The 17,339-nt window shown below is 44.2% G+C and carries 12 protein-coding genes; 6 read left to right on the top strand and 6 right to left on the bottom strand.

The genetic code is table 11. The features are described from left to right. Window positions 1-1,563, top strand: a 1,563-nt coding sequence (locus tag QNI24_RS10905) for an Ig-like domain-containing protein (protein ID WP_283708711.1), incomplete at its 5' end; no start/stop codon positions are given. Between the two features lie 66 nt (window positions 1,564-1,629). Here the strand turns inward: QNI24_RS10905 and pdxH are convergent. The 4 genes from pdxH to QNI24_RS10925 are packed head-to-tail and all read right to left on the bottom strand — an operon-like array spanning window position 1,630 to window position 4,856. Further along, window positions 1,630-2,265, bottom strand: coding sequence for a pyridoxamine 5'-phosphate oxidase (gene pdxH, locus QNI24_RS10910; protein WP_267177668.1), 636 nt, complete (start codon window positions 2,263-2,265; stop codon window positions 1,630-1,632). A gap of 8 nt (window positions 2,266-2,273) precedes the next feature. Beyond that, window positions 2,274-3,431 (bottom strand): Gldg family protein, encoded by a 1,158-nt coding sequence (locus QNI24_RS10915; protein WP_267177669.1) that lies wholly within the window; start codon window positions 3,429-3,431, stop codon window positions 2,274-2,276. Then, the gene (locus QNI24_RS10920) at window positions 3,428-4,177 is read right to left on the bottom strand and encodes an ABC transporter permease (RefSeq protein WP_267177670.1); all 750 of its coding nucleotides are present in this window, start codon (window positions 4,175-4,177) and stop codon (window positions 3,428-3,430) included. Before QNI24_RS10920 ends, QNI24_RS10915 begins: the two co-directional genes overlap by 4 nt. Then, window positions 4,167-4,856 (bottom strand): ABC transporter ATP-binding protein, encoded by a 690-nt coding sequence (locus QNI24_RS10925; RefSeq protein ID WP_267177671.1) that lies wholly within the window; start codon window positions 4,854-4,856, stop codon window positions 4,167-4,169. Before QNI24_RS10925 ends, QNI24_RS10920 begins: the two co-directional genes overlap by 11 nt. 113 nt (window positions 4,857-4,969) lie before the next feature. On the opposite strand from QNI24_RS10925, the gene QNI24_RS10930 reads away from it, so the two are divergent. Then, complete coding sequence (locus tag QNI24_RS10930; RefSeq protein ID WP_267177672.1) at window positions 4,970-6,178, top strand: DesA family fatty acid desaturase; 1,209 nt, start codon at window positions 4,970-4,972, stop codon at window positions 6,176-6,178. A gap of 78 nt (window positions 6,179-6,256) precedes the next feature. On the opposite strand, the gene QNI24_RS10935 is transcribed toward QNI24_RS10930, so the two are convergent. Both QNI24_RS10935 and QNI24_RS10940 read right to left on the bottom strand, forming a co-directional pair. Beyond that, window positions 6,257-10,069: an Ig-like domain-containing protein gene (locus QNI24_RS10935; protein ID WP_283708712.1), complete on the bottom strand. Its 3,813-nt coding sequence runs from the start codon at window positions 10,067-10,069 to the stop codon at window positions 6,257-6,259. A 247-nt stretch (window positions 10,070-10,316) separates the two neighbouring features. After that, the gene (locus QNI24_RS10940) at window positions 10,317-12,083 is read right to left on the bottom strand and encodes an ExeM/NucH family extracellular endonuclease (RefSeq protein ID WP_267176149.1); all 1,767 of its coding nucleotides are present in this window, start codon (window positions 12,081-12,083) and stop codon (window positions 10,317-10,319) included. A 333-nt stretch (window positions 12,084-12,416) separates the two neighbouring features. Between QNI24_RS10940 and QNI24_RS10945 the strand changes: the two genes are divergently transcribed. The 4 genes from QNI24_RS10945 (at window position 12,417) to QNI24_RS10960 (ending at window position 17,320) form a co-directional block, all read left to right on the top strand. Continuing rightward, window positions 12,417-12,974 (top strand): hypothetical protein, encoded by a 558-nt coding sequence (locus QNI24_RS10945; protein ID WP_267176150.1) that lies wholly within the window; start codon window positions 12,417-12,419, stop codon window positions 12,972-12,974. 158 nt (window positions 12,975-13,132) lie between these two features. After that, window positions 13,133-14,377 (top strand): lipoprotein-releasing ABC transporter permease subunit, encoded by a 1,245-nt coding sequence (locus QNI24_RS10950; protein WP_267176151.1) that lies wholly within the window; start codon window positions 13,133-13,135, stop codon window positions 14,375-14,377. Beyond that, window positions 14,370-15,062 (top strand): lipoprotein-releasing ABC transporter ATP-binding protein LolD, encoded by a 693-nt coding sequence (gene lolD, locus QNI24_RS10955; protein ID WP_267176152.1) that lies wholly within the window; start codon window positions 14,370-14,372, stop codon window positions 15,060-15,062. Before QNI24_RS10950 ends, lolD begins: the two co-directional genes overlap by 8 nt. A gap of 26 nt (window positions 15,063-15,088) precedes the next feature. Beyond that, window positions 15,089-17,320, top strand: a complete 2,232-nt coding sequence (locus QNI24_RS10960; protein WP_267176153.1) for a DNA internalization-related competence protein ComEC/Rec2 — start codon at window positions 15,089-15,091, stop codon at window positions 17,318-17,320. Window positions 17,321-17,339 lie beyond the last annotated feature (19 nt).

The raw sequence follows: 17,339 nt of genomic DNA on the forward strand, positions 1-17,339 counted from the left end.
GCTACCGTAACCGACGCTGCTGGCAATACCAGTAATGCCGATGCCTTCTTTACCTTAGATAACACGCCACCAGCTGTGGCTGTGTGTACTGTCACACCTGATCCAGCCAATGATGGCACCGCCCTGACCGCTACTTGTACTGGCGTTGAAACCGGCGCAACCGTCTCTATCCCAGGTTACGTTTGTGGCGCTGAGGCCGGTAACGAAGTGGTTTGTACCGCAACTGCTGGCCAGAATGGTGTTGATGGCGATGAAGTAGCTACCGTTACTGACGCTGCTGGCAATACCAGTAATGCCGATGCCTTCTTTACCTTGGATAACACCGCACCTGATGCACCGGTTTGTACAGTCAATCCGAATCCAGCCGCAAGTGGCACAGCAATTACAGCCACTTGTACCGGTGTTGAGACTGGCGCCACTGTGAGCATCCCAGGTTATTCCTGTGGCGCAGAGGCCGGTAATGAGGTGGTCTGTACTGCCACTGCTGGTAGCGAACCAGGTCAAGTCAGTGGTGATGCCACAGCAACAATAACCGATTTGGCAGGTAATGCTTCAACAGCTCCAGTAACGTTTACTTTAGATGATACCGCCCCAGTGGCACCGGTTTGTGTTGTTACACCAGACCCTGCCATGACGGGTGATACTGTAACTGCACTGTGTACTGGCGTCGAAACTGATGCAACAGTCACCATACCTGGCTATGTCTGTGGTGTTGAGACAGGCAATGAAGTTACATGTACAGCCACCGTGGGTGTCGATGGTGTGAATGGCGATGAAACTGCAACTGTCGCGGATTTGGCCGGTAACAGTGTCGATACGCCAGTCACATTCACAATCGATGACGAGGCGCCAGAGGCACCAACCATCAACTCACCCAGCAACGGCTCTAACGTTTCTGGCACTGGTGAGGTGGGTGCCACTGTGACTGTTGTGACCGATTCAGGAGCCACCTGTTCTGCTGTGGTTCAGGCTGATTCATCTTGGTCTTGTGACTTATCACCAGAGCCAGTTGATGGTGAGACCGCCACAGCCACTCAAAGGGACGATGCGGGTAATGAATCAGGCCAAGCAACAGCTGTCATTGCGTATGTTCCTGACTTATCAAGCTTCATAACCAATTGTGTGGCCGGGGTCAAACCCAACCAAACACTGCTTTATGAAGTCAGCATCATGAACTCTGGTAATTTCACCATCAATGGTGCTCAAGTGACCACGGCCTTTGGTAACTCATTGAGTGAAAGCGCTTGGGTTTGCCAAAGCCTGGGTGGAGCCAGTTGTGACAATGCCGCTGGCAATGGTGATTTGAATGAGCTGGTAGATTTACCAGCAGGTTCAGGCTTGGTTTATATGTTTGAAACAACAGTAACTGGTACTTTGTTAGATTTCATTGATGTCAATGCCACAGTAATGATGCCTAATGGCATCACAGATGTGAATGGTTTTGATAACTCGAGCTTTGACAGTGACTTAATTTACAACTTCATTTTCAAAGATTCATTTGAGTGTGCTGCACCAGGCACTGTCGAGGAGACCATGAATTTACTTGAGTCATTGTTGCAATGAAGCCACAGTAAATAGCCAAAAAAAAGCCGAGTAATCACTCGGCTTTTTTTGTGTGTAGTTAATTAATCAAGGCGCCAAACGATTGATGTGCCAATGGCCTTCATTAAGCTCATATTTAAATCGGTCGTGTAACCTGTTGGCTCTGCCTTGCCAAAATTCAAAAGATTCTGGCATGATGCGGTAACCACCCCAACTATCAGGCAAAGGAATTTTGCCGTCTTTGAATTTCTCTTTGACTTGATTCATCAATGTTTTTAACACTGTTCGACTGGATATGACCTGACTTTGTTCAGAAATCCATGCACCTAATTGAGAGCCTTTGGGTCTGGAGGTAAAGTACTTGAAAGATTCAGCTTTTGATATTTTTTCAACTTGACCGCTGATTCTGACCTGTCTTTCAAGATCTAGCCAAGGAAATAACAAGGATGCTTGTGGGTTGGCATCAATTTCTTGCGCCTTGGCACTGTTATAATTGGTAAAAAAAACAAAACCCCTTTGATCAAATAATTTCAATAATACGGTTCTTACCTGTGGCATACCATCGGCACGCACCGTGGCAATACTCATGGCATTGACTTCTTTTAATTCAGCCTCCCTGGCCTGTTGAAACCACTTCTCAAATTGAGCAAAAGGGCTGGCAGCCAAATCCTCTCGATTCAAACCAAATTGTGTGTATTCTTTTCTGATTTCACCAATATCCAAAATTCACCTCATTTATTTTTACGCCAAAAGATCACAGCCAACAGCAAAAACACCGCAGGGAGAAATAACAACATGATGCCAGAAAACCACAATACTTCACCCCGTTCATAGTAAAGCTGGGTGCCATTGTTACCAATTGTGGGTAAATCAATTCTGTCATCATACCTGAGTAACCAATCTACCATGCGGTATGACATTTCCAAATTTCCACCGCTGTCAATTTGTGCATTATTAAGAAAATCACTGTCACCCACTACCATCAAGCGCGCGCCATTAAGTTCTTGTGTTGCTGCCAGAGTTTGACCCTGGGTATTCTGCCACAACACCTGACTGCTGGTTGAAAATGGTAAAACACCACTCAAATCCAATGGCCTGTCAAAGTTTCTATTGATGTCATGATTCGGAAAGTTTTTTAACACCAGCTGTCCCTGATGATAAGCATCGGTTCGCATCACATCAAACATCAAAGCCAGTTGAGGCTGTTGTTGGATGGTTTCAGGATCTACCAACCAAAGCAGGCTGATGCCACGCATCACAGTTTGTTCCAACCACGCCATCTGCGCTTCATTCAATGGCTCTTGTGGTGACGCCAGCACCAACAACTTAGTCTGTTTGGGCAACCTTAGTTTGGCATCAAAAGGCAAAACAATTGATTTGTAGTTGGCTTGAGACAAGGCATTGATCCACATATTGAGTCCACTCAATTGATCTTTAGCAAATGATTTACTGCCCTGACCATCTAAAAAAACCAACCAATCATCGTTGTTGTTTTGACTGATACTTTTCAAGCCATTGAAAAAAGCTTCGTATGATAATGTAGCCAATTGGAACTCGCCTTTTTCATTGGCTATGATCATTTCACCTTGTTTGCGGATGTTGTATTGATCCACCAATGCAGCATGCTGATTCATATCAAGGTAATCAACTTCAACATCAGCTAAATGTGTGCTCAGGGGTTGTAAGAAATTTTTCACCAACACCGCTGCAGGAGAATCTGGCAAAGCAAAAACAGTGATTTTAAGTGTTTGCTGAGCGGATAAAACAGTGACAGCCTGAGGTGTTATTAAATCATCGTAGGTAGCAGCATGACGCCAATTGGGAATGTATTTTGCTGCCATCACCATGCTTATCACCCAAAGTAATATCAACAGCAGACGTTTTATCATGATTTTTTTACCGCATTGAGATTCATAACTGCAAGCTTTAGAAATACAGCTGCACCAGCCAAAAAGTACAACAAAGAGCTGACCCCTATTTCACCACTGCATAACCAGCGTAAATGATGAACAGGTGACAACAACAACAACCAATTCAAACCAAAACCCTGGTTATTGGATTCATAGCCAATGAGCCAAAACAGTATAAATACCAGTAAATTCAACAAAACTGCTGTTCCCGTGGATTGTAGTGCGGCAGAAATCATCAATCCTAATGCTGACAACCAAATAACATACAAGGCCATTCCCAACGCAGCACTGAATAACTGCAACAAATTAACATCACCACCATTAATCAATAATAATGCCACAACTAACATCATTAACCACGCAAAAAAAACAATCACCAACTGCGCTTTGAACTTTTGCCAAATCACAGCACCACTGCTGCTGCGGTTAATCAACAAATACCACAGCGTCTGTTGAGCGCGTTCTTGTGCCAGCGATAAACCTGTGGTTAATGCCACTGGCAACATCATTAATTGTGCCAGAGTAATCACAAATGGCTGCCACAAGGTGTCTGTTATATTGGGTGGGTTGGGTAAAGCACTGAAACTGCTCTGTAAGCTCACATACCTATCTAACATTTGCCAAACCAGCCATGAAGATATAAAAGTTATGATGGCCAAAACCAACCAGATTAATGGGCCTCGCCAAATACTTCTCAAGTCTTTTTGTGTGATACTAAATGACATTTGTTGTCTGTTTAATGGTCGATGATTGATTAAAATCTTGCAGTAAATTGCGGTACAGTTCATTGAGGTCTTCACCCTTGTAAGCTGCTGAATACAATACTTGCCCTTGGTGCATCACCACCACCCAATCAGCCATGGCTTGCGCCTCATGGATGATGTGAGTTGCCATCAAAATCACTTTTGACTTTCGCCATTGATTGATTTGTTGTTGAAAAACATCCATCACCGCTGGATCCATGCCATTCATCGGCTCGTCCATGAGTAATAAATCAGCATCAGTGACTGTCAGTTGTGCCAATGACAAGCGTTGCCGATAACCCAATGAGAGGTGTTTGGTTAACTTTTTATGCTGCTCATCTAATTGCCACAAATTGATGGCCTGATTCACTTGATTGGCGCTGGCACCAAACAAATCAGCAACAAAACTCAACTGCTCATTGACGGTTAGCTGAGGGTAAAAGCTCGCTGGTTCTGGCAACAAAAAAACATGCCGCAGGCCTGCAAAATTGATACTCCCGCTGCTTGCTTGACTCAGGCCAGCCAAAACCCTCAATAAACTCGACTTACCAGCACCATTGGCACCGATCAAAGCAGTCAACCCAGGGTTGGGTAGCGATAAGCTGAGGTTTGAGAGAATTTTGTGTTTTGAGCGGTTTAAACAAAGCGCTTTTAATTTCAACTGTTTATCCTCATTTAGGGGCTTATACCATACGTTTGGGTATGCGTTTTTAACTGGCTATTGGAAAACTAATTCATTATAGTAACCAATCCTACGAAAACAAAACAATTATTATGCATGAATTTTTAAACTTCCTCGAAACCGGTTTATTAAACCTGTCTGCATGGCAGTTGGTGCTGTACACCTTAATCGTGGTTCAGATAACTTTATCCGGTGTCAGCTTGTATTTACACCGAGAACAAACCCACCGTGGCATACAAATGCACCCAGTTATACAGCATTTTTACCGCTTTTGGCTGTGGTTCACTACAGGTATGTTGACCAAAGAATGGGTGGCCATTCACCGCAAACACCATGCTTACTGTGAAACTGAGGATGACCCGCACAGTCCACAAATCCATGGCATCAAGAAAGTACTGTTTCATGGCGTTACGTTGTACACAGCGGAAAGAAAAAATACCGAAACCATGGAAAAATATGGCAAAGGAACCCCTGATGACTGGCTTGAGAGAAACATCTACACCCGCTTTCATTATGTCGGTATCGTTTTATTGGCATTCTTGAATGTAGCCTTATTCGGTGTGATTGGTTTGCTGATTTACGCCATACAGATGATTTGGATTCCTTTCTTCGCAGCAGGCGTGATCAATGGCATCGGACATTTTGTTGGTTACCGCAATTACCGCACCGATGACTCTTCTCGAAACATCACCCGATTTGCTTTTTTTGTGTTTGGCGAAGAATTACACAACAACCACCATGCTTTCCCTTCATCCAGTAAGTTTGCCCATAAGAAAGGCGAACATGACATTGGTTGGTATGTGATTTTGGTGTTGAATAAGTTGCGTTTGTGTAAAATCAAGAAAGTGGTACCTGACCTATATGTAGACGAAGGCCATGCAGAAATTGATGGTGAAAATGTCAAAGCCATATTGACGCATAAATTCAACGTATTACAGGTCTATATCAAAGACGTCATCAAACCCTCTTTGACTGATGAGTACCAAAATGCATCCAAATCGTTCAAGAAAAAAATTAAGAAGTACACCCACACATTGTCATTGGACCCGCAGTTCTTAAAAACAGATATCAAGTCCAAATTCAATAACTATTTTCACGACAGTAAATCGCTCAACACCTTGCTTGAGTACAAAGCGGAACTACAAGCCATATGGGACAACAACTCGAAAAGTGTCGAAGAAATGGTTGCTGACTTCAAAGCCTGGTGTGCCAAAGCGGAAGCCAGTGGCAACAAAATGCTGCAAGATTTTGCCGTTTCTTTACAGCGTTATAAGCTACAAGCCTTTGCGCCAAGCCTTTGATAGCTAATAACTGTAGTTCATAACAGGCATAAAAAAACCGGGCAAACACCCGGTTTTTTTTGTATTCAAAGTAATTGATTACTGACAAACAAGCTGTTCAAAATCACTTCTAAAAATATAATCCTGAACATTCACAGTGAAACTGTAAGTGGGTGAAGTGTCATCGCCACTGTTAGCCACACCACCATCATCTTGTAATGCAACGGTCACCTCTGCTGCACCTGCGTTGCCACTGAATGTGTAGCTGACTTGACCGTTGTTATCTATATCGATACTGGATAATACGCCATTGGGATCTGACTGTATACTCACCAACATATCAGAAACTGACTGTGACGCATCTTCATTATCAGGACCGAAGTCAAACTGACATGCCACTGTCTGGTTCGGTGGATTACCGACTTCACTCAGGGCCACAAATACCATGTCTTCAACTGTCATCGATGGTTCGTCGTTCACACAATCTACCGTCACATCAACCGTGGCTTGGGTGCCACCATTCAAATCATAAACAAAGGAATCACTGCCACAGAAGTTATCATTGGGGGTGTAATCCACATTGTTACCGCTTTGCACCGCTGAACCGTTACTGGCTGAACCTACAGCTGTTATATTCAATGGGCCAGCATCGATATCGGTGTCATTACTGGTAACCAAAAGTACATTCAGACCGGAATCTTCATTGATTGTGAAAGCATCATTGACTGCCACTGGGTCATCGTCAATAGGGTTAACAGTGACTGTGACTGAAGCTGAATCCGAGCCGCCTTCGTTATCGATTATTGTGTATTCAAAAGTGGCCTGACCATTGAAATCTGCAGCTGGTGTAAAGGTACAAAAGATACCATCCAGCACCACACTGCCATTGCTGGCATTAAAACAAGATGTCGCTTGCAATATATCTCCATCAACATCTGAATCACCATTAACAACATCCACAGATACTGATGTATCTTCATCCGTATTCGCTGCATCATCTGCTGCCACTGGGTCGTCATTAACTGCATTGACCGTTACTGTCACTGAGGCCGAGGCGGTGCCGCCCTGACCGTCACTGATGGCATAGTCGAATGTACCCTGGCCGTTGAAATCTTGGGCTGGGGTGAATTCACAATTATTGCCGTTGCGATTGACTGAACCGTTACTGGCATTGCTACACGAGGTCACGCTCAGGGTGTCACCGGTGTCTACATCAGAATCACCATTCAATACACTCACCGCAACCAACTCATCTTCATTGGTGCTTGCCGCATCGTTTACGGCCACTGGGTCGTCATTAACTGCAGTGACCGTTACTGTCACTGAGGCCGAGGCGGTGCCGCCCTGACCGTCACTGATGGCATAGTCGAATGTACCCTGGCCGTTGAAATCTTGGGCTGGGGTGAATTCACAATTATTGCCGTTGCGATTGACTGAACCGTTACTGGCATTGCTACATGAGGTCACGCTCAGGGTGTCACCAGCATCCACATCTGAATCACCATTCAATACACTCACCGCGACCAACTCATCTTCATTGGTGCTTGCCGCATCATTCACGGCCACTGGGTCATCATTGACACAATCAACAGTCATATTGACTGTGGCACCAGAACCACCGTTTAGGGTATAAGTAAATGCATCACTGCCACAGTAATCGTCATTGGGGGTGTAATTGATGTTATTACCATTTTGTGCCGCCGTGCCATTACTGGCTGAACCCACAGCTGTGATATTCAAAGGACCACCATCAGGATCAGTGTCATTGTCAGTCACATCAAGTGAAGTGGTTCCGCTGTCCTCGTTAACCGTGTATGAATCAGCGACAGCCGTTGGTGGTGAGTCAGACAATGTGATACTGATGCTGACTTGACTGCTGGTACATTCTTGGGGGCTGCCATCATCACAGGCGTTGTAAGTAAAGGCATCGCTGGCGTTGTTGCCACCGTCATGGGTATAACTGAATGTACCATTGGCATTGAGATTAAAAGCACTGGCCTCTGTTGGACCACTGGTTAATACAGCGGAGATTGTGTCATCGGCATCGGCATCTGAATCATTGTCTAAGACAGAAGTCGCGCCACCAACCAAGGTGGTCACTGTTTGTCCATCATTAACTGCGATGGTCTCAACACCTACTGCTGGCGGTATATTACAAAACTCGCCAAAAGCCGTTTCATACAGGCCATTTTCACTGGTTGCTCCACTGCTGCGGGTAACAGCATGCTTATTATAAACCCAGAAACATTCGTCATTAGGATCGACAGCCACAGCTGAATAATCACCCCAGCGGTTGGTGCCACCGAAGGTGCGGTGGTAAAAATCTGTCCCTGGTCTGATAACTTGCGAACCTCGCATGGTCCCTGCCGCATCAGCTGGCGAACGCATGGCGAAATACGAACCTGGGAAAATGCTTGGCGATGAGGCGGAGAAACCCACACCAATACCGCCATCAGCATTAACCGCTATGGAAGGGAAAAAAGTGAATGTCCCAGCGGCAATATCCTCACCATCAATGATGCCAAAATCATTGGTGACGACGCCACCACCATTGGCATCAAAAACATACCATGAGGCCGAAGTTTCACCGACCTGACTGCCACTCTCGATGGTTGCGGAAGTAAATAATTGACCATCACGCCACACCGCATCCAACGCTCTGGGGTCATTGGTTTGTACCGTCAGTCCTGTGCCTGATTGTGGTGCTGAGGGCAATGCACCTGCTGTGGGTGGTTCTATATCACCCACAAAAATAAAACCTTGGGTGAATGAAACAGCTCCTGTGGGGTTGTCCACTCGCACAAACTGCCAGAATTCATTTGTACCATCTGAGAGACGAGAATAACCCATCAAATAGGTACCCATACCTGCTGGTGGATTACCATAGGTATGAGCCGGTTGTGAAGTCACTTCAAAACCACCACCGGCAAACGGATCAAGCGGACCTATGACTGTGGCACCGCCACCGGCATAAAAGGTGGTTTTATCAATCATCCACATCCTGACACCACCAAAGGTACCGGCATTGCCATAACCAAACATGTTGCCAGTCAGGTAAATCACTTCTTCATCAACGGCAAAGCCTGGGTAATCAAACCAACGATCAGCTCCATTAATAAAAACCTCACTGTTAAAAGCAGTCATGAACCACGCGCCATTAGGATCTGAAGTGGCTGATACCGCAACCAAAACACGTGATGTGTTATCTGGGTCGCCACCGGCTGTGTCTTGCCTTTCTAGGGTGACCACCACAAAGCGATCCTCATATTGGTCATAAAGAACTTTGGGGTCAAAGGTAAAATTAAGTGGTGACACCGGAGCAAAAAATGACTCCAGTGAACGGCTGCTGCCATTGCTACCGTCTTTGTCATAGAATTCGATTGATGTATTGAAGACATTGACCACCTGATTGGGACCGGCTGCCCCATGAGGATCTGCTGGAATAAAGATAAAACCACCGTTGTTGGCGGAATTAGTTAACTGTCCACCGGCACTGATGGATGAGACCAGACTTTTATTCTCATTACCACCCGGTTTTAAGGACCTGTCTTGTAGCTTGTTTTTTTCATCGTCACTGAGCTCCTCATACCTGAAGCCACCCTTGCGAAATTTAGGCGTGGTATCAATCATCGCCGTCAGACTGTCTTGCAGTTCTGGGTTCAGCATTTTATAAGTGGCTTGTGGTGTAACCATCCTACCGGGCACTGCAATGCCATAGGCAGTCCCGCTGGATAAAGCATTGAATGTGGCTGGCATTTCATCAGCGGGTAAAAAACCAATGTCAGGTTTGTTGGTTGTTTCAATAGCTGTTGAAACGTCAATACCCGACTCAGTTATTTCATCTTGAATTGAAAACAGATAAACCACTGGTATCACTACCACTAACAATCCAATCAGTAATTTTATTTTCATCTATACCCCTCGTATTTATCAATTATTTAATATTAAATAGACTATCATCGCAGAAACAGATTTGCACTGGTTTTCAAGCCAACCAAGTATATATTTCAATAAATATACACAAAAAACAGAAAATCAGTTCAAGCTTCAGAGGTGGGACATAAAAAATGGCCCACAATCATGATCCTGAAAGAAAATTCAGATCGCTCCAGCCAATGGTTGACCGGATCAGCTCCTCAGGTTCAGCTTTGCTGGTCAATCATTGTTTTGAATCAAATGAAATACCCGCTAATACCACATCATGGTCAGAGGATGAATACGGATTTATTTGGAACAATGATTCGGGTCTTTCAATGCCTTTGTCCAATGGTTCATTGTTATATCCATATTCATCAACAGACACAGAGTTAATGTGCCATTGGGTTAAGCCAGTTATCAGCTTTTTACCTGCTTCATTAGCCAAGATATAATCCAAAGAACCCACCTGACCACGGTAGCTACTGGTCCAGTTATTTTTACCCAAAAAGTCATCTGCTAAATTCAGGTAGCCCATTACTTTTAACTTTCGCATCGGGTCTTCAAGTTGGTAGGAATTAAAATCGCCCACCACAAAGGTCGCAGCAGCACCTTGTTTGGTTGGATCGGTATCTAACCACCTGGCCAATTGTTCGGCCACTTGTGTTCGGACTGGGTTATAACAACTTTGGCCATCATTTTGATTCATATTCAACCCTTCAGCATCGCGACAGCTTTTTGATTTAAAGTGGACCGTTGCCACATTGAACAAGTTATCCGACCCAGCATTGAATGTTTGTGCCACGATAATGCGATTACGTCGCTCAAGAAACTCAGGCTCACTGTCTTTGTTCAACAAGGCATGTGAACCTTGTGGTTGCACCTTGTTGTTTTGGTAAATCAATCCTACTTTGATGACATCACCACCCAGCGCGCCAGTATCGATGAAACTCCATTGATTAAATCCAGCTGATGTATTCAGTGCTTGAGTCAATGCTTTGATTGACTTGCTGTCGTTGTTTTCTAATTCTTGTAAGCCAACCACCGCAGCATCCGCAGTATTGATGACATGAACCAGTTTAGCCAGTTGCCGTTGGTATTCAGCTTTGTTATCCGCTCCTCTACAGCCAAAGTTTTTGGCTGGGCCGCATTTCTCAGTGCCGTCATCAATCGAGGTGAAAAAGTTTTCAACATTGAAAGCAGCAATTTTTAGTTCACCACCAACTTTGGGTGGCATGGTTTTTGAACTGATCAATGAGTTGCTGAAGACCAATGGTTCAGTCGGTTGTAGCTTGTATTGTCCAAAAGCGTAATGCATGACACCGGTCGTCATTACCTGCTGACCTAACTTAATCGGATTGGCACCATCCAAGGGCAAAGCTGAATGTGACTCTGAAGACTGAGCAAAAGCATATTTCAGCATTGAACCATCATCAATGATCAAGCGATTCAACCGATTTTTAGCAACCACCTCCTCAACTGACTCGCCTGGGAGAACCACCGATGTCGGGTTCATTAATATTTCAGATGAAACCACCAACTCGCCCAAAGCCGCCATTTGGTAATTGTCCGTGATGACTTGGGGTTTTGCCAACGTCACTCGCATCCCCTCCAAGTGTTCAAGATCACCTTTTTCTAAAGGCAGTTCGATTGCAACAGCATTTGGCAGCATTTGTTGCTTGGCACAGACACGAGTGCGTTGTGCGTGTTTCAGCTGAGTCACACCAAATTGTTCTATCACCTCACCATGGGTGATCACCACATCACCGACCTGAAAAGGGATTTGGCGGTTGTTTTCTTGAATGAATAGCCCTTCTGACGTTTGTTGGTTCTGATCCGGTGTTAAATTCTGAATAAAATAACCACCCAATCGATCTTTGCCACGAAAATCACCAGTCACAATGCCCTTGACCCAAACTTTTTGTTGGATAAAGGTGCTGTTTTGTCCATTTCCTTGTATGACATTGATTGGTGTGGTTGGTTGACTGCAGTCAGTTTTTGCAAAACTCATTGGACTGTACAAACAAAATATCAGGGCACTTAAAAATATACGCATTGGGGTCATTGTGGCTAAAAAGTGTGCTTATATTATCATGTGTATTCAGCATATCGCGTCAGAAAAAATAATAAATAATTAACCGCAACTTTACTCACCGCAGGTTTTAAACTGGCTTTTACACTGACTTCAAGTAAGTCAAATTCTCATTCATAAAAAACCCACCTATATTGTTTTTAACTATGAAGTTAACATTTTTTTTAACTAAACATCTGTTATAGTAGCGAATCTTGTAATGGGCAAATTTGCCCTTACGTGTTCACATATCATTAATCGGAGGATAATATTATGAATAAATTGAGAACATTATTATTGAGTACCTTAGTTGTATTTGGTTTAGCCGCTTGTGGCGGAGATGACAGCAAGTCAGATCAAAGCGCCATGGAGAAAGCCAAATCAGAAGTCAATAAAGCTGCTGAAAAAACAGCTGATGTTGCCAATGACATGGCTGATGCTGTCAAAGACGGTGCAGATTCTGCAGCAGAAACTTTGAATGATGGCTTTGAAGCCACCAAAGAAGCCGCCACCGATGCCGCTGAAGCTACCCAAGAAAAAGCCAGCGAAATGGCAGACGGTGCAAAAGCCATGTATGAAGAAGGCAAAGAGGCTGCAGGCGAGATGGCTGAGGAGGCTTCTGAAAAGGCCAAAGACATGTACGAAGAAGGCAAAGAAGCCGCTTCAGATATGGCCAATGATGCAGCAGATAAAACAGCAGAAATGGTTGAAACTGCCAAAGACAAAGCGGGTGAAGCCGTTGAAGCCAGCAAAGAAAAAGCCGGCGAAATGAAAGAAGAAGCTAAGAAAAAAGCCGAAGAAGTGATGGAAGATGATGACGGCGGAAGTTGATTTTCAACTGACTCATGCAAAAAACCGCTTAAGTTAATTAAGCGGTTTTTTTTGTGCTTTAAAATGCCAATAAATGAAGATGAGTTAAAACTTTAATTATTAGATTGTGTCTTAACATACTTTAAGCCACAATATAATTTGTACAGCAAAACTGAGCTATGAACTTACCTTTATTTATTGGACTGAGATACACCAAAGCGAAACGGAAAAACCATTTCATCTCATTTATTTCACTGATATCCATGGCTGGAATTGCTTTGGGTGTGATGACAGTGATCGTAGTGATTTCAGTCATGAACGGTTTTAACAAAGAATTCCAAGAACGCATTTTAAGCACTGTTTCTCATGCCACCATCTCTGCTTTTAAGGGCGACCATTTAAACGATTGGCAAAATGCGCTGGAAATCGTTGAACGCAGTCCTCGTGTTGAGGGCGCGGCACCCTATATCCAAACCGAAGGCATGTTACAAGGTTTTCGCACCGAGGGCGCTTTGATTCAGGGCGTCCTACCTGAGTTTGAACGCACTGTAACTGAGTTCCAAAACTCCATGTCTTACGGCAGCTTTGATGACCTCAAAGACGGTGAATTTAATATCATCTTAGGGACAGATCTTGCTGCCCATTTGGGCGTTGGCCCTGGTGAAACTGTCAATCTGTACGTTCCCGAATTCAGAACCACTGCAGTGGGTGTTACGCCACGATTAAAACGCTTCACTGTGGTGGGTATTTTTGAAGTTGGTATGTATGAATATGATTTCAAACTGGCCCTCATTCATATGGAGGATGCCAGAAAATTACTGAGGATTCCCAAAGGTGCTGCTGAAGGTGTCAGGATTAAAGTAGATGACTTGATGCAGGCACCACAAATTGTGCGTGAACTGGCACCAGACTTGGATGGTTTTTATCGCATCAGAGACTGGACCCAAGAGCATGTGAACTTTTTCAAAGCCACGCGCACAGAGCGCATGGTGATGTTCATCATCTTATCCATGATTGTGGCGGTTGCTGCATTCAATATTTTATCTACACTGGTCATGCTGGTGACAGAAAAACAAGCTGATGTAGCGATTTTGCGTACCTTGGGAATATCAAGCGGTCAAATCATGGGCATATTTATGGTTTCAGGCACTTTAATCGGCCTCATTGGAACCACTTTGGGTACGATTTTCGGCATCATAACCGCCATCAACATCAACAGCATCATCCAAACATTGGAGGGTTGGTTTAATACCGAGTTTTTATCTAAAGACGTTTATTACATCACCGAAATTTCTGCCGATTTACAAACCATGGATGTATTAACCATCATTGGCATTGCATTTGGTCTATCTATATTGGCCACCATCTACCCTGCATGGCGGGCATCTCGAGTTGAACCCGCGGAGGCACTGAGGTATGAATAACAATACCGTTTTAAGTTGTCATGGACTGACTAAATTTTTTGTTGATGGACAACGAAAAATCAGGGTTTTTGAAAACTTGGATTTTTCCGTTGAGAAGGGAGATACCGTTGCCATCATGGGCGCCTCAGGCTCTGGTAAAAGTACCTTGCTGCACTTATTGGGTGGACTAGATACTGCCAATGCTGGAGTTATCAAAATCCAAGGTCAAAGCATCAATGATTTAAGTGCCAAACAACGCGGTCAATTAAGAAACAAACATTTGGGTTTTGTTTATCAATTTCATCATTTGCTGCCTGAATTCTCCGCTTTGGAGAATGTCATGATGCCTTTGTTGATTGGCAAAACCAATAAATCAGAAGCATCTGATCGAGCTGCAGCCATCTTGTCACAAGTGGGGCTGGCAGAACGCTTAAGCCACCGCCCAGCACAATTATCTGGTGGTGAACGCCAACGGGCTGCGATTGCCCGTGCCATGGTGACCCAACCAGCTTGTATTCTGGCTGATGAACCCACCGGAAATCTGGATGAAAAGACCGCTGCCAAAGTAATGGAATTGTTCATCGAATTGAAACAACAATTTAACACCGCCCTGATATTGGTCACACACGACCAAAAAGTGGCAGACTCAATGCAGGAGCGTTATTTACTAACAAAAGGAACTTTGCTCAAATCAAACCCAACTTAACATTCATAAACCCGATTAATGCCACCATGGCATTGATCGGCGCGGCACTGATACTCTGGCTGCCAGCGCTAAGTGCTGTATTATTCAACACCGGCTTGCTGGCTTTTGTTGTGGTGTTATTGTTGCTGCGAAAAATACCTGGCATATCACCGCTGTGTTTTTTATTGGGCGGCTTACTGTACGCCATGTGGCACAGTCAACAGCACCTAGAACAACAGATCAAAACACCACAAAACATCAATCTAACGGTCCACATAAAGTCTTTACCGCGCTATTCTGAACACAAAGTGAGTTTCATTGGGCAGGATGCGCTCCATGGCAGTACCTATTTGTTCAATTGGTACCAACAAGATGAACCCCAGCTCAAGCTTGAGCCAGATCAAACCTACCACATCAAAGCACGCCTTAAGCCACCCCACGGCTTGGTTAATGGAGTTGGCTTTGATTTGGAACAGTGGCTGTTCAGGCACAACATCAGTGGCACCGCCACCATAAACTCGATTCAGGCAGCAGCCCACAGTGATTGGCACTTTTGGGGCTGGTTAAATCAATGGCGTTCGCAATTATCACAACAAATTGATGTTGCCTTTGAAACACCAAAGGTCAGCGCCTTGGTGCATGCCTTATCAATTGGTGATAAGTCACATTTTGATCAACAACAAAAAACATTGTTCCAAAGAACCGGCACCGCACACCTCATCGCCATTTCTGGCTTACACATTGGCATGGTGGCACTGACGGGGTGGTTTTTTGGGGCTTTGTTGTTCAGACTGCGACCCTCTGAGCGTATTAATAAACAACTTTTACAAGTCATATTTGGCATCTTGTTTGCTGCGTTTTACGCGGGTTTGGCTGGCTTAGCTATCTCAACCCAAAGGGCATTGATCATGCTGGTGGTCTTTGGCGCATTCAAAGTTATGCGCCGTCACGCATATGCCTGGGATGTTTGGGCCATGAGTTTGCTGGTAGTAATAGCATTTGACCCACTGCATGTGCTCGACCCAGGTTTTTGGTTATCCTTTGTTGCTGTGGCCATTTTGATTTTCACTTTCTCAGGGGTTTATAAAAACCTGCAGCCAATGATAGGCTTTTTTAAAATACAAACCGTCTTATTAGTGGGCATGTTACCGCTTGGCTTTATTATTTTTCAACGCATTAACCTGCTTGCACCTTTGACCAACTTCCTGATGATTCCGATTATGACATTTGTATTGGTTCCGATGTTGATGGTGTTTTTACTGCTGCTCCAATTAAGTATACCCATACCCAACATAATGACTGATGTTATTAGTTTTAGTGCCAATCAATTCATGGTTTTGTTAGAGTGGTTTGATCAATTCACTTGGCTTTCTGTATCACTTCACATCAATCATTGGTGGCAATATTTGTGGCTGACAGTCGGTGCATTTATATTGATTTTACCGGCTGCTGTACCAGGTCGATTGTTGGGTTTGGTAATGGTTATTGCAGGCCTGCTTCCAACAGATCAGGGTATCAAAGCAAATCATTTTAAGGCACACTTTTTAGATGTCGGACAGGGCCTTTCTGTGGTAGTAAATACCCGTAACCACACCTTGGTCTATGATGTTGGCGCTTCCTATGACAGTGGCTTTAATATGGCCGATGCAGTGCTCCTACCCTACCTCAACAAACTGTCTGTTGACACAGTGGATGCCTTGGTCTTGTCACACCAAGACAACGACCATTCTGGCGCTGCCGAACAATTGAAAAAGCAAATCAAAATCAAACAAGTCTGGGGCACAAAAAACCACCACAAAGCCTGTTTGCGCGATAACAAATGGCAATGGGACGGCATCACATTTGAATTCCTCAGTCCATATAACTTGACACCCTATTTGCGCAACAATTCATCTTGCGTATTAAAAATAAGTAATTCAGATCATGCTTTGTTGTTAACTGGAGACATTGAGAGTCCGGTTGAATTTCGTTTGACAGAAAACAACTTCGAGGCCATCAAAGCCGATGTGCTTTTGATGCCGCATCATGGCAGCAAAACATCATCCACAGCTGCATTTATTCAAGCTGTTGATCCCCAATGGGCCATTAATTCATCAGCCAGATTTAATCCGTTTGGGCATCCAGCAAATGAAGTATTGAGGCGCTATCTTCAAGAAGACATCATAATCAAAGACACCCAACAACATGGCCTGATTACCATATCCACTTTTCCAAAATTGAAGATGCAGTCATATGCCGCAGAAAACCCACGAATCTGGCGCACAAAAAAACCCGAATAAATCGGGTTTTTTTGACATT

This window comes from Marinicella marina (assembly GCF_030065545.1).
Lineage (GTDB): Bacteria > Pseudomonadota > Gammaproteobacteria > Xanthomonadales > Marinicellaceae > Marinicella > Marinicella marina.